Genomic DNA, 13,388 nt, shown 5'->3' with positions numbered 1-13,388 from the left:
ACCGGTGCCGGGGGTACCGTGGTGCGGTGACCACGCCGCCGTCGTTCCTTCGCCGTGCGCTGCTCGGCCGCCCCGTGGTCTCCGCCGGCCGCGCCGAGCCCCGGATGAGCCGCCGACAGGCACTGCCGGCCACCTCCGCCAATGCGCTGTCCTCCCTGGCCTACGCCCCCGACGAGATCGTCCTGACCCTCGCCGCCGCCGGCACCGCCGCCCTGGCCCTCGGCCCCGCCGTGGGCTGGTCCGTAGTGGCCGTGATGGCCCTGCTGGCCGTCGCCCTGCGCGCCGCCGTGCTGGCCGTGCCCCACGGCGGTATCGAGCGCATGGCCCGCGCCGCCCTGGGCCCGCGCTGGGGCGTGCTCGCCGCGGCCGCCCTCCTGCTGGACTTCGTGCTTACCGCCGCCGTCTCCGTGGCCGCCGCCGCCCACCACCTGGCCGTGCTCATGCCCGCCCTCCACCCGTGGCGCACCCCCGTGGCCTGCGCGGCGATGGTCCTCGTGCTGCTCGTCGTGCTGCGCGGACCGGCCCGCCGGCGCTGGCCCACCACCGTGCTCGTCTCCGCGTTCGTCGCCCTCATGGCCGCCCTCGTGGCCGTGGGTCTGTGGCAGCAGAGCCAGGGCGCACTCGCCCCCGCCCCCACCGCCGGGCTCACCGTGGCCGGCGCCGCCGCCCCCGTGGGCGTGCTCGCCACCGTCCTGCTGTGCCTGCGCGCCTTCGGCGTCGGCTCCGTGCTCATCACCGGCCTCGAGGTCCCCCTCTCCGCCACCGCCCGCATGGCCCGGCCCGCCGCGCCCGCCGCCCGCTGGGTCATCACCGTGCTCGCCCTCACCCTCGGCGCCCTCACCGTCGGCGTCATGCACCTGACCGCGCGCACCGGCGTCGTCACCGCCCTGGACCCGACCACCCTGCGCACTCACGAGGGGCGGCCGCCGGCCGACGCCCCGGCCCCCGTCGTCGCCCAGCTCGCCGACACCGTCTTCGGTCACGGCTCCGCCGCCGCCCTGGCCCTCGTGGCCGTCACCGCCGTGCTCCTGCTGCTGGCCGCGAAGTCCGCCTTCCGTTCCTTCCCCGTGCTGGCCGCCCGCCTGGCCGAGGACGGCTACCTGCCCCGGCAGCTGCGCTCCCGGGACGACCGCCTCGTGCACACCTGGGGCGTGGTGGTGCTCGGGGCCCTCGCGCTCGGTCTGGTCCTGGCCTTCCAGGCCCGCACCGCGCTGCTCGTGCAGCTTTACGTGATCGGCGTGATGCTCGCCTTTACCCTCGGTCTGGCCGGACTCGTGCGCGTGTGGCGCCGCCGCCTGGCCCAGACCCCCGGGCGGCGGGCCCGCACCCTGGCCGCCCTCCGCCTGCGCGTCACAGAGCTGGCCTTCGCCGTCACCGCCCTGGCCTGCACCGTGGTGCTGGTGACCCGCTTCGCCGAGGGCGCATGGGTGGCCCTGGCCGTGATCGGCGTGTGCGCCCTGGGCATGGGGAGGGTGCGCCGCCACTACGCCGCCGTCGCCGCCGAACTCGCCCCGGACCCCCAAGACGACGCGCGGGCCCTGCCCTCCAGAGTGCACGTCATGGTGGTCGTCAGCACCGTGAACCGGCCCACCCTGCGTGCCCTGGCCTACGCCCGCGCCACCCGTCCCTCCTCCCTGGAGGCCGTCGTGGTGGACGTGGACCGTGAGACCACCGAACGGGTCATCGCCGACTGGACCCGGGCCCGGCTGCCGGTGCCCCTGACGGTCATCGCCTCGCCCTACCGGGACAGCGTGGTGCCCCTGGTACGGCATCTGCGCTCGCGGCGGCGGCGCTCCCCGCGAGACCTGACGATGGTCTTCCTGCCGGAGTATGTGGTGCGCCCGGGCTGGCGGACCCTGCTGCACAATCGCACCGCCGCCCGGCAGCGGCGGCGCCTGCAGCGGGAGGCCGGGGTGATGGTCGGGTCCGTGCCCTGGCAGATCCGGGAGGGGGAGGCACCCGCCTCCGACACCCGGCCCTGACATGGGACGCGCCCCGGCTGCGGAGCGTGAGAGGATGATGCGACCAGAGGATGCCGTGCGCAAGGTCTGAGGCACCCTGCGGAACCGAGAGGAACCATTCATGACCGTCATGGACACCACGGCCGGGGTCACCGGCATCGGCGGACTGATCGAGGTGGAGGTCGGGGCCATGGCCCACGGCGGCCACTGCGTCGCCCGTCATGAGGGGCGGGTCGTGTTCGTGCGTCACGCTATACCGGGGGAGCGGGTGAAGGTCTCCCTGACCGAGTCGGACCCGGGCGCCCGGTTCTGGCGCGGGGACGTCGTCGAGGTCCTTCGAAGCTCCGAGTTCCGCCGCATCCACCAGTGGAAGCTCGCGGACTCGCTGCGCGCCCACGCCGCCGGCCGCCTGCCTGTGGGCGGCGCGGAGTTCGGCCACATCGTGGTCCACCACCAGCGCCGGCTCAAGGCTCAGGTGTTCCGCGACACCGTGGCCCGGATCGCCGGGATCACCCTGGACCCGCAGGTGCACTTCGCCGGTGAGGAGGACGAGCCCACCGGTCAGCACTGGCGCACCCGCACAGCCTTCGCCGTGACGCCCCAGGGCCGGATCGCCATGCACGCCCACCGCTCCTCCGTGCTGCTGCCGGTGCGGAACATGCCCCTGGGCGTGTCCGCCCTGGACGCCCTGGCCCTGTGGGACTGGGACCTCACCGGCGCGGCCCGCGTGGATGTGGCCACCCCGGCCTCCGGCTCGCGTCCGCTCGTGCTCGTGACCCCCACCCCCCAGACCCAGGCCGACGCCGCCAAGCTCGGCCGCCTGCGCACCCGTGTGCGCCGGGCCGCGGCCGACTGCGGCACTGAGGTGTCCGCCGCTCTGGCCCTGCCCTGCTCCAAGCGCATGGCACCGGTGAAGATCGAGCGCATCGCCGGGCGCACCTGGGTGGAGGAGACCGTGGAGCCCACACGGGTGCCGGCCCGTCGCTTCCGGGTGACCGGGGACGGCTTCTGGCAGGTCCACCAGTACGCTCCCGCCACCCTGGTGGACGCCGTGCTGGAGGACGCCGACCCGCAGCCGGGCCAGGTGATCGCCGACCTCTACGGCGGCGCCGGCCTGTTCAGCGCCTTCCTCGCGGACGCCGTGGGGGAGCAGGGCCGGGTCTACTCGGTGGAGGCCGCCCGCCAGGCCTCGAAGGACGCCCGGCGCAACCTGCTGGGGCTGCCCCAGGCGGTGGTGCTCAATGGCCCCACGGACAAGGTGCTCGGCTCCTGGCTGTCCACCCCCGAGGCTCCCGCCGCCGAGGGTGGGCTGGAGGGCGTCCCCGTGGACACCGTGGTGCTGGATCCGCCCCGCTCCGGTGCCGGACGCCGGGCCGTGGAGCGGATTCTCGCCCTGCACCCGGAGCGCATCGTGTACGTCTCCTGCGATCCGGCCTCCTTCGCCCGTGACCTCGCCTGGTTGCGCGAGGGCGGGTATGAGGTCGAGCGGGCGCGTGTGGTGGACCTGTTCCCGGACACCCACCACCTCGAGTCCGTCACGCTGCTGCGCCCGGTCGGGGCCCCGCGCGCCGGCTGACCACCCGCGTGTCACGGTGGGGGACGGGGTAGGGTGACGTCAGAGCGTCGCCTGTGACCTGCGCGACCCTCGGCTCCGGCCGGCGCCGCGCAGGTCCCACGGCGGCGACCCCCATTGGACGAGCGCCCGGCAGGAACCGGGCGGGAAGAGGAGTCCTCCCGTGACCACTGTTGACAGCTTCGGCTCCAAGGGCGTCCTCGACGTCGACGGTGCCGAGTACGAGATCTTCCGCCTGAGCGCGGTGGAGGGTGCCGAGAGGCTCCCCTACTCACTGAAGGTGCTGCTCGAGAACCTGCTCCGCACCGAGGACGGCGCCAACGTCACCTCCGAGCAGATCAAGGCCCTGGCCGCCTGGGATCCGCAGGCCCAGCCGGACACCGAGATCCAGTTCACCCCAGCCCGCGTGATCATGCAGGACTTCACCGGCGTGCCCTGCATCGTGGACCTGGCCACCATGCGCGAGGCCATCGAGGACCTCGGCGGGGACCCGACCCGCGTGAACCCGCTCTCCCCGGCCGAGCTCGTGATCGACCACTCCGTGCAGATCGACCACTTCGGCAATGACGACGCCGTCGAGCGCAACATGGAGATCGAGTACGAGCGCAACGGTGAGCGCTACAAGTTCCTGCGCTGGGGGCAGACCGCCTTCGACGACTTCAAGGTCGTCCCCCCGGGCATGGGCATCGTGCACCAGGTGAACATCGAGAACCTGGCCCGCGCCGTGATGACCCGCGAGGTCGACGGCGTGCTGCGCGCCTACCCGGACTCCTGCGTGGGCACCGACTCCCACACCACCATGGTCAACGGCCTGGGCGTGCTGGGCTGGGGCGTGGGCGGCATCGAGGCCGAGGCCGCGATGCTCGGCCAGCCCGTGTCCATGCTGATCCCGCGCGTGGTGGGCTTCAAGCTCACCGGTGAGATCCCCGCCGGCGCCACCGCCACCGACGTCGTGCTGACCATCACCGAGATGCTCCGCCAGCACGGTGTGGTGGGCAAGTTCGTGGAGTTCTACGGTGAGGGCGTCGGCGCTGTACCGCTGGCCAACCGCGCCACCATCGGCAACATGTCCCCGGAGTTCGGCTCCACCGCGGCCATGTTCCCCATCGACGACGTCACCCTGGAGTACCTGCGCCTGACCGGCCGCTCCGAGGAGCAGGTCGCCCTCGTGGAGGCCTACACCAAGGAGCAGGGCCTGTGGCACGACCCCTCCGCGGAGGTCACCTACTCCGAGTACCTCGAGCTGGACCTGTCCACCGTGGTCCCCTCGATCTCCGGCCCGAAGCGTCCGCAGGACCGCATCGAGCTGTCCTCCTCCAAGGGCCAGTTCCGCGAGGACCTGACGAACTACGCCACCGGCGAGGATGAGGCCGGCCAGGGCCGCCCCTCCGCGCGCGTCGACGTGCAGATGGAGGACGGCCGCTCCTTCGAGCTGGACCACGGCGCCGTGTCGATCGCCTCGATCACCTCGTGCACCAACACCTCCAACCCGTCGGTGATGATGGCCGCCGGCGTGCTGGCCCGCAACGCCGTGGCCAAGGGCCTGAGCTCCAAGCCGTGGGTGAAGACCTCCGTGGCCCCGGGCTCCCGCGTGGTCACCGACTACTACGAGAAGTCCGGGCTGCGCGAGTCCCTGAACGAGCTGGGCTTCAACGTGGTCGGCTACGGCTGCACCACCTGCATCGGCAACTCCGGCCCGCTGGAGTCCGAGATCTCCGAGGCGATCCAGGAGAACGACCTCGCCGTGACCGCGGTGCTCTCGGGCAACCGCAACTTCGAGGGCCGCATCAACCCGGACGTGAAGATGAACTACCTGGCGTCCCCGCCCCTGGTGGTCGCCTACGCCCTGGCCGGCACCATGGACTTCGACTTCGAGAAGGAGCCGCTGGGCCAGGACCAGGACGGCCAGGACGTCTTCCTCAAGGACATCTGGCCGGACCCGGCCGAGGTCCAGAAGATCATCGACGAGTCGATCGACACCGAGATGTTCCGCCACGAGTACGGCACCATCTTCGACGGCGACGAGCGCTGGCAGGCCCTGGAGACCCCCACCGGCGACACCTTCGAGTGGGACCCGGAGTCCACCTACGTGCGCAAGCCCCCGTACTTCGAAGGCATGGAGCAGGAGCCGGAGCCCGTCACCGACATCGAGGGCGCCCGCGTGCTGCTCAAGCTCGGCGACTCGGTCACCACGGACCACATCTCCCCGGCCGGCTCGTTCAAGTCGGACACCCCGGCCGGCCGCTACCTGCTGGAGCACGGCGTGGAGCGCAAGGACTTCAACTCCTACGGCTCCCGCCGCGGCAACCACGAGGTGATGATCCGCGGCACGTTCGCGAACATCCGCATCAAGAACCAGCTCCTCGACGGTGTGGAGGGCGGTTTCACCCGGGACTTCACCCAGGACGGCGGCCCGCAGGCCTACGTGTACGACGCCGCGCAGAACTACGCGCAGGCCGGCACCCCGCTCGTGGTGCTCGGCGGCAAGGAGTACGGCTCCGGTTCCTCCCGCGACTGGGCGGCCAAGGGCACCGCGCTGCTGGGCGTGCGCGCTGTGATCACCGAGTCCTTCGAGCGCATCCACCGCTCGAACCTGATCGGCATGGGCGTGCTGCCGCTGCAGTTCCCCGCCGGTGAGAACGCGGACTCCCTCGGCCTGACCGGCACGGAGACCTACTCGATCCAGGGCATCACCGAGCTCAACGAGGGCCGGACCCCGAAGACCGTGAAGGTCACCGCCACCGCCGAGGACGGCACCACCACCGAGTTCGACGCGGTCGTGCGCATCGACACCCCCGGTGAGGCGGACTACTACCGCAACGGCGGCATCCTGCAGTACGTGCTCCGTCAGATCGCGGCCCGCAAGGCCTGATCCTCCACCGCTGCCGGCGGGATCCCCGCCCGCAGCGACGACGCCGGCCCGTCGCCTCCCCCGCGGCGGCGGCGGGCCGGCGTCGTGCCTGCCCTGGTGTGGCGGGGCCGGGAGAGTACCCTTGACGGACCATGACTGAGCCCGCCGACTCCCAGCCCCGCGCCGCGCTGCTGCCCGGGATCGCCTCGCCCGCTGACCTGCGCCGACTCTCCCCGGAGGAGGCCGAGCGCCTCGCCGCGGAGATCCGTGCCTTCCTTGTGGAGCACGTCTCCCGCACCGGCGGCCACCTCGGCCCGAACCTCGGGGTGGTGGAGCTGACCCTGGCCGTGCATCGGGTGTTCGACTCGCCGAGGGACGCGGTGGTGTTCGACACCGGCCACCAGTCCTATGTGCACAAGCTGGTCACCGGCCGCCAGGACTTCGCCACCCTGCGCCAGGAGGGCGGGATCTCCGGCTACGGGGACCGCACCGAGTCCGCGCACGACGTGGTGGAGTCCTCCCACGCGTCCTCCTCTCTGTCCTGGGCGGACGGCATCTCCCGTGCCTGGGCCCAGACGGGCCAGTCGGACCGGACGGTCGTGGCCGTGATCGGCGACGGCGCCCTGACCGGCGGCATGGCCTGGGAGGCCGTGAACAACATCGCCGCCGGCCGGGACCGCCGCGTGGTGATCGTGGTGAACGACAACGGCCGCTCCTACGCGCCGACGGTCGGCGGCCTGGCCGTGCAGCTGGGCGGCCTGCGCCGTGGCGTGCTGGACAAGGTCCGCACCAGCCGCCGCTACGAGCAGACCCTGGACACGCTCAAGCGCCGCCTGCACGAGGCCGGCACCCCGGGCGAGTTGGTCTACCGGCCCCTGCACGCGGCCAAGAAGGGCCTCAAGGACCTCTGGGCGCCGCAGGGGCTGTTCGAGGACTTCGGCATGAAGTACATCGGCCCGGTGGACGGGCACGACCTCACCGCCATGGAGCAGGCCCTGCGCGACGCCGCGGCCTACGGCGGGCCGGTGATCGTGCACGCCATGACCGAGAAGGGCCACGGGTACGCCCCGGCGGTGGCGCACGAGGCGGACCAGTTCCACGCGATCGGCCGGATCGACCCGTCCACGGGGGAGCCGGTCACCTCGGAGACCGCGCAGTCCTGGACCAACGTGTTCGGTGAGGAGATGGTGGCGATCGCGCAGGAGCGGCCGGACGTCGTCGCCGTGACCGCGGCCATGCTGGACCCGGTGGGGCTGTCCCCGATGGCTCTGGCCCACCCGGACCGCGTGTTCGACGTCGGCATCGCCGAGCAGCACGCGGTCGCCTCGGCCGCGGGCATGGCCTTCGGCGGCCTGCACCCGGTGGTGGCGGTCTACGCCACGTTCCTGAACCGGGCGTTCGACCAGGTCCTCATGGACGTGGGCCTGCACCGGGCCGGGGTGACCTTCGTGCTGGACCGGGCCGGGGTGACCGGTCCGGACGGGCCGAGCCACCACGGCATGTGGGATCTGGCCCTGCTGCAGACCGTGCCCGGGCTGCGCATCGCCGCCCCCCGCGATGCCGAGACCCTGCGCGAGGAGCTGCGTGAGGCTGTGGCCGTGGACGACGCCCCCACCGTGGTGCGCTTCCCGAAGGGCTCCGTGGGGGAGCCGGTGCGGGCCCTCGAGCGCCTGTACGACGGCACGGACGTGCTGGCCCGCTGCGGGGAGGCCACCGAGGCCGACGGTGCGGAGCGGGACGTGCTGGTGGTGGCCGTCGGCGCGTTCGCCGAGCTCGGCCTGGACGTGGCCCGCCGCCTGGAGCAGCACGGCATCTCGACGACCGTGGTGGACCCCCGTTGGGTGCTGCCCGTGGCCCGGTCCGTGGTGGAGCTGGCCGCCCGGCACCGGATCGTGGTGTGCCTGGAGGACGGCGTGCGCGCCGGCGGCGTGGGCTCGCGCATCCGCCAGCAGATGCGCGAGGCCGGGGTGGACACCGCCCTGAACGAGGTGGGCCTGCCCGTGGAGTTCCTCGCGCACGGCAGCCGTGAGCAGGTGCTCGAGCGGGTCGGTCTCACGGCCCGGCGCATCACGCAGGACACCGTGGCCCAGGTGCTCGGGGCGAAGGTCCCGTACGCCCGCCCGGCCGCCCCCGTCGACCAGGATCCCGGCCTGGCCCGTCCGGGTCGTGCCGCCCGAGAGGAGAGCGCATGAGCATTGTCCGTCTGCACCGTGACGTCGTCGGCGAGGACGGCCGCCGGCAGTTCGAGTATCGCGAGGCCTGGGTGGAGCCCGACGGCGGCCCGTTCGTGGTGCACCATGGCCGGGTGGGCCATGTGGGCACCGTGGCCGAGCAGCCGCTCACCTCGCCCGAGGAGGGTCAGGAGCTGCTGACCGCGTTCGCCGCGCAGGGCGAGGCGGAGGGCTTCACCCCGCTGGCCGAGGACACCTTGGAGGTCGTGGAGGTCGCCTACCGGCTGCGCGGGCGCACGCCCTCGTCCATCGAGCGCCGCCACGCCCAGACCCTCCGTGAGGAGCTCACCCACCAGCTGGCCTGGCGGGCCCTCGGGGAGGTGGTGGACGTCGTCGACGGCGAGGACGCTCTGGTGCTGGTGGTGCGCACCCCGCACGCGGCCAAGGCGATCGCCGAGGTGCCGGCTGCGGCCCGCCGTGCCGACGGCGTGCAGCCGAACAAGGTCGAGGCCCGCCGCGCCGCCGCCCCCGCGGCTGACGACGACGGCCGGTCACCGGCCGTGGCCTCCGACGGGGAGGATCGGTGAGCATGCGCAGCGTGCGACTGGGCCGCTCCGGCCTGACCGTGTCCGTGGTGGGCCTGGGCTGCAACAACCTGGGCCGGCCCGGGACGGCGACCCTCGAGCAGGAGGGCACGGACGCCGTCGTGCACGCCGCCCTAGACGCCGGGATCACCCTGTTCGACGTCGCGGACATGTACGGTGCCGAACCGGGGCTGTCCGAGACGCGCCTGGGTGCGGCGCTGGGCTCCCGGCGGGACGAGGTGGTGCTGGCCACGAAGTTCGGCATGGGCATGCAGGGGGCCAACGGGGCAGACTTCGGGGCCCGCGGCGGGCGCCGGTACATCGTGCGGGCCGTGGAGGCCTCCCTGCGGCGCCTGGGCACCGAGTGGATCGACCTCTACCAGTTCCACACCCCGGACCCGCTCACCCCAATCGAGGAGACACTCTCCGCCCTCGACGACCTCGTGCGCTCCGGCAAGGTCCGGTACATCGGTCACTCGAACCGGGCCGGCTGGCAGATCGCCCAGGCCGAGCATGTGGCCCGCGAGATCGGCACCGAGCGGTTCATCTCCGCGCAGAACCACTACAACCTCCTGGACCGCCGCGCGGAGCTGGAGGTGCTCCCGGCGGCCCGGGAGTATGGCCTGGGTGTGCTGCCGTACTTCCCGCTGGCCAACGGCCTGCTCACCGGCAAGTACTCCGAGGGCACGGCCCCGGCCGGGTCCCGGCTCTCCCACGTGCGTCAGCACATGGTGGCCGAGGCGGACCTGGAACAGCTGGCCGCGTTCGGGGCTTTCGCCCGCGCGCGGGGGATCTCCGAAGTGCAGGTGGCCGTGGGGTGGCTCGCCGCCCAGGAGCCGGTGGCCTCCGTGATCGCCGGGGCCACGCGCCCGGAGCAGATCCGGGAGAACGTCGGCGCCGCCGACTGGATCCCCACCGGGGAGGACCTGGCCGAGCTGGACGCCCTGTTCCCGGCCCCGGAGAAGGTGGCGCTGTTCTGATGGTGGTCGGTGTGCCGACGGCGGCCTCGGCCCTCCTGGCGCTGGAGGCTGCCCGCCTGTCGGCCCTGGCGTCCGGGGTGAACCCTTTGGTGCCGAGCGCGGGGGAGTTCGTGCTCGGCACGGTGCTCTCCCTGGGCGGGGCGGCCCTGTGGGTGGCGGGGTTGGTGTCCCTGCTGCGCAGCCCCCTGGACCCGGTCGCACGCCTGCCCTGGATGCTGGTGCAGGTGATCCTGCCCGGGCTGGGCGCGCTGATCTGGTTCTGGTGGCGTCACCGGTACTACCCGGCGCGCCGGGCGGTGGATCCGGCATGGGATCCCAACGACCGCAGCCTGCCGGCCCTGCCACCGCGCCGCGGTGCCGGTCGGCGGGCGGCCCCGAACGAGCAAGACTGAGGCTGAGCACGCCCGAGACCACCGGAGGTTCGGGGCTCAGACTCGCACGAGGATCCGACCGTCGGCGATCTCTGCGGTGAAGTCCGGCAGCGGCTTCTCTGCGGGCCCGGCGAGGACGGCACCGGTGGTGACGTCGAACGCCGCGCCGTGGCACGGGCACATGAAGACGGGGCCGGAGGAGCGCTGCTCGGGCTGCACGAGGCAGCCCTGGTGGGTGCAGATGTTCGAGAAGGCCGAGACGGTGGTCTCGTCCACGCGGTGCAGCAGCACGGTGCGGCCGCCGGCGGCCACCGCCTTGCTGTGGCCCACGGGCAGTTCGTCCGCAGCGAGCACGTCCGTGGCCTCCGAGCCCTCCTGGTGGGACTGGGCGGCCTGGCGCTGACGGATCTGCTCCGTGCACCCGGACAGCGCCACTGCACCGGCGCCGGCGGCTGCGGCGATCGCGCCGCCGCGCAGCACGGTGCGCCGACGGGTCGATCCGGGTTCTGCGGGGCGCTCGGCCTGGGAGCCGCAGGAGCCGCCGCAGCAGGAGTGCGGGGCCGCGGCGTCGTCGGCGGGGGACTGGGGGGCACCGGGGGCGTAGGAAGTCATGGCCCCATTATCCCACCGTCACCTGGGCGATCCCCCTGCGACCTGGGCGGCGACCATGCCCGTGCCCGTCGGGCACGGCGACGCCGGCCGGCCCCGGCACGGGCCGGAGCGTCCCGGCATGGCAGGATCGGGGACGCCCCCTGACCGTGCGTCCTGACGCACACCACACGTGCGGACCACGCACCCCAGACCACACCCCCGACGAGGAGCCGCCGTGCCCGCGCCCGACCGCCCGACCCTGGACCGACTCGACCTGTCCCGCCTCGGTATCGCCGAGCCGTGGGAGCGCTGGGAGGCGGTGACCCTCCACGGTGTGCACACCGGCTTCCTGCACCGGGTGCTGGAAGACGGGGTGCTCACCACCCGCATGGCCTTTGAACCGCATCCGGCCCAGCGCCGGGCGGCGGCCGAGCTGCCCGAGCGCTTCCTGGCGCAGAGCACCCTGGAGTTCGGTGTGGCCGGCGAGCCGTGGACGGCAGCCACCTACGAGGACTCGATCACCGAACAGCGGGTGCGCATCGACCGCGAACGCGCCGGGCTCGGCCCGCACGCGGTGCCTTCCTGGGCGGAGCTGCCGCTGATCGCCCAGACCGCCGGGCAGGAGCTCGCCTTCGAACGGCTCGAGGAGGCCTCACCGCTGCAGGGTGGCCTGCGGGTGCTGCCGGCCGTGCTGCGTCCCACGGATGCGGGCGGCTCCGGCCGCACTCGTGTGGAGCTGGTCAGTGAGGGCCATGTGCTGGCCGTGCATGTGGTGCACGACGGTGAGGTGGTGGCCTCGGACTGGGGTGGCGGTACCGCCTCGGAGCCGGTGGCCGGCCGCGAGCAGGCCCTGGCCGGTCTCTCGGCTGTGCTCACGGCGTTCGCCGACCGCCCCCGGGGTTGAGATGCTGGTGCGCTGAAGTGCTGGTGGGCTGAAGACTGACGGGCCGAGACCCGGCCCGGCTCATGCCGCCAGCCGTTACCCCCGCCATCACCCCTCGGTCGGGTCCGGGTCCAGCAGTGCCACGGTGATCACCGCGCCCACGTTCTCCACCTGCCACGGGCGGGCCCCGTGCTCGGTGAGGAACGCGGCCACGGACTCGGGGGTGATCGGTGTGGGTGGGGCCCAGCAGATCCGCCGCAGGGTGTCCGGGGTGAGCAGGTTCTCGGTGGGCATGCCCAGCTGCTCGGCGCGCCGGGCCACCCGCGGCTTGGCGGTCTTGAGCCGCCGGTCCGCCAACGGGTCTCGGTCCCGCCAGGCCCGGGGCGGGGGAGGCCCGTCCGTGCCGCGCACCTGGCGCGGCGGGGCCTGGCCCTCGGCGGCGTCGGCCAGGCCGGCGCGCACTGCAGCCAGCCACCGCGGCGCCTCCCGGGAGGCGGCACGGCCGTGGAACCCGCGCGTCGAGGTCAGGGCGGGGACGGTGCGCGGCGGCGTGGTGGCCACCGCCACGATCGCCGAGTCCGGGATCAGCCGGCCCGGGGCCACGTCCCGGTGCCGGGCGAGGTCCTCCCGTGCCTCCCACAGCCGGCGCAGCACGGACAGCTGTGCGGGCGTGCGCAGCGTGTGCGCGCCGGAGGTGCGGCGCCAGGGGTCCGTGCGCGGGGCCGGGCGGGGGGCGGTGCGCACGTGCTCGAACTCCTGCTCGGCCCAACCGAGCTTGCCCTGCTCGGCCAGCAGCCCGGCCAGGGAGTCGCGCAGGGGCACGAGCAGCTCCACGTCCAGGGCGGCGTAGGTGAGCCAGGCCGGCGGCAGTGGGCGGGTGGACCAGTCCGCGCTGGAGTGCTCCTTCTTCAGGGTCACCCCGAGCCGGGACTCCAGGACGGCGGCCAGGCCCACCCGGGGCAGGCCGGCCAGGCGCGCGGCCAGTTCGGTGTCGAAGAGCCTGTCCGGGTGGAGGCCGAGCTCGGCCAGGCAGGGCAGGTCCTGGGAGGCGGCGTGCAGCACCCACTCGACGCCGGCCAGCGCAGGGGCCAGCACGGTGAGGTCTTCGAAGGGTTCGGGGTCCACGAGCCAGATCCCGGAGCCCTCACGCTTGAGCTGCACCAGGAACGCCCGCTGGCCGTACCGGATGCCGGAGGCGCGCTCGGCGTCGACGGCGATCGGCCCGGTGCCCGCGGCCAGGGCTTCGGCGCACGCGACCAGCCCGGCGGGGGTGTCGGTGACGAAGGGGACGCCCTCGGCCGGGGTCTCCACCAGCCGCGGCGGGGCCGCCTCGGCGTCCGGGCCCGTGGCGGGCGCGTCGGCGCGGTGGTCAGGGTGGTCGGTGCTCGGCGAGGTCATGCGTCTCCTGGGGTGGCCCCGGGCC

General features: G+C 73.7%; 10 protein-coding genes. 8 read left to right on the top strand and 2 right to left on the bottom strand.

Translation table 11 applies throughout. The features are described 5' to 3' along the window. Window positions 1-26 precede the first annotated feature (26 nt). From SPI96_RS06440 to SPI96_RS06410, 7 genes are all read left to right on the top strand, one after another. Window positions 27-1,982: an amino acid permease gene (locus SPI96_RS06440; RefSeq protein ID WP_321081539.1), complete on the top strand. Its 1,956-nt coding sequence runs from the start codon at window positions 27-29 to the stop codon at window positions 1,980-1,982. A 100-nt stretch (window positions 1,983-2,082) separates the two neighbouring features. Further along, window positions 2,083-3,537 (top strand): class I SAM-dependent RNA methyltransferase, encoded by a 1,455-nt coding sequence (locus SPI96_RS06435; RefSeq protein WP_321081538.1) that lies wholly within the window; start codon window positions 2,083-2,085, stop codon window positions 3,535-3,537. 160 nt (window positions 3,538-3,697) lie between these two features. Next, window positions 3,698-6,406: an aconitate hydratase AcnA gene (gene acnA, locus SPI96_RS06430; protein ID WP_321081537.1), complete on the top strand. Its 2,709-nt coding sequence runs from the start codon at window positions 3,698-3,700 to the stop codon at window positions 6,404-6,406. 131 nt (window positions 6,407-6,537) lie between these two features. Continuing rightward, window positions 6,538-8,577: a 1-deoxy-D-xylulose-5-phosphate synthase gene (gene dxs, locus SPI96_RS06425; protein ID WP_321081536.1), complete on the top strand. Its 2,040-nt coding sequence runs from the start codon at window positions 6,538-6,540 to the stop codon at window positions 8,575-8,577. Next, a complete protein-coding gene (locus SPI96_RS06420) occupies window positions 8,574-9,143 on the top strand; it encodes a hypothetical protein (protein WP_321081535.1) in 570 nt (189 codons plus the stop codon). The genes dxs and SPI96_RS06420 overlap by 4 nt, the downstream gene beginning before the upstream one ends. A gap of 2 nt (window positions 9,144-9,145) precedes the next feature. After that, window positions 9,146-10,120: an aldo/keto reductase gene (locus SPI96_RS06415; RefSeq protein ID WP_321081534.1), complete on the top strand. Its 975-nt coding sequence runs from the start codon at window positions 9,146-9,148 to the stop codon at window positions 10,118-10,120. Continuing rightward, entirely contained in the window at window positions 10,120-10,512 is a 393-nt protein-coding gene (locus tag SPI96_RS06410; protein WP_321081533.1) for a PLD nuclease N-terminal domain-containing protein, read from the top strand. The genes SPI96_RS06415 and SPI96_RS06410 overlap by 1 nt, the downstream gene beginning before the upstream one ends. Window positions 10,513-10,548: 36 nt before the next feature. Here SPI96_RS06410 and SPI96_RS06405 read toward each other — a convergent pair whose 3' ends face one another. Continuing rightward, window positions 10,549-11,103, bottom strand: coding sequence for a Rieske (2Fe-2S) protein (locus SPI96_RS06405; protein ID WP_321081532.1), 555 nt, complete (start codon window positions 11,101-11,103; stop codon window positions 10,549-10,551). Window positions 11,104-11,317: 214 nt separating this feature from the next. On the opposite strand from SPI96_RS06405, the gene SPI96_RS06400 reads away from it, so the two are divergent. After that, window positions 11,318-11,986: a hypothetical protein gene (locus SPI96_RS06400; RefSeq protein ID WP_321081531.1), complete on the top strand. Its 669-nt coding sequence runs from the start codon at window positions 11,318-11,320 to the stop codon at window positions 11,984-11,986. An 87-nt stretch (window positions 11,987-12,073) separates the two neighbouring features. Here the strand turns inward: SPI96_RS06400 and SPI96_RS06395 are convergent, their stop codons facing one another. Next, a complete protein-coding gene (locus SPI96_RS06395; protein ID WP_321081530.1) occupies window positions 12,074-13,363 on the bottom strand; it encodes a ribonuclease D in 1,290 nt (429 codons plus the stop codon). Between the last annotated feature and the right edge of the window lie 25 nt (window positions 13,364-13,388).

It is taken from the genome of Micrococcus sp. (assembly GCF_034179925.1).
Lineage (GTDB): Bacteria > Actinomycetota > Actinomycetes > Actinomycetales > Micrococcaceae > Micrococcus.
This window is presented reverse-complemented; position numbering and strand designations above follow the sequence as displayed.

Coding starts and splice junctions, on each gene's coding strand:
- SPI96_RS06420 (WP_321081535.1), top strand. CDS start 8,574: ATGAGCATTGTCCGTCTGCACCGTGACGTCGTCGGCGAGGACGGCCGC.
- SPI96_RS06435 (WP_321081538.1), top strand. CDS start 2,083: ATGACCGTCATGGACACCACGGCCGGGGTCACCGGCATCGGCGGACTG.
- SPI96_RS06410 (WP_321081533.1), top strand. CDS start 10,120: ATGGTGGTCGGTGTGCCGACGGCGGCCTCGGCCCTCCTGGCGCTGGAG.
- SPI96_RS06405 (WP_321081532.1), bottom strand. CDS start 11,103: ATGACTTCCTACGCCCCCGGTGCCCCCCAGTCCCCCGCCGACGACGCC.
- SPI96_RS06415 (WP_321081534.1), top strand. CDS start 9,146: ATGCGCAGCGTGCGACTGGGCCGCTCCGGCCTGACCGTGTCCGTGGTG.
- SPI96_RS06395 (WP_321081530.1), bottom strand. CDS start 13,363: ATGACCTCGCCGAGCACCGACCACCCTGACCACCGCGCCGACGCGCCC.
- dxs (WP_321081536.1), top strand. CDS start 6,538: ATGACTGAGCCCGCCGACTCCCAGCCCCGCGCCGCGCTGCTGCCCGGG.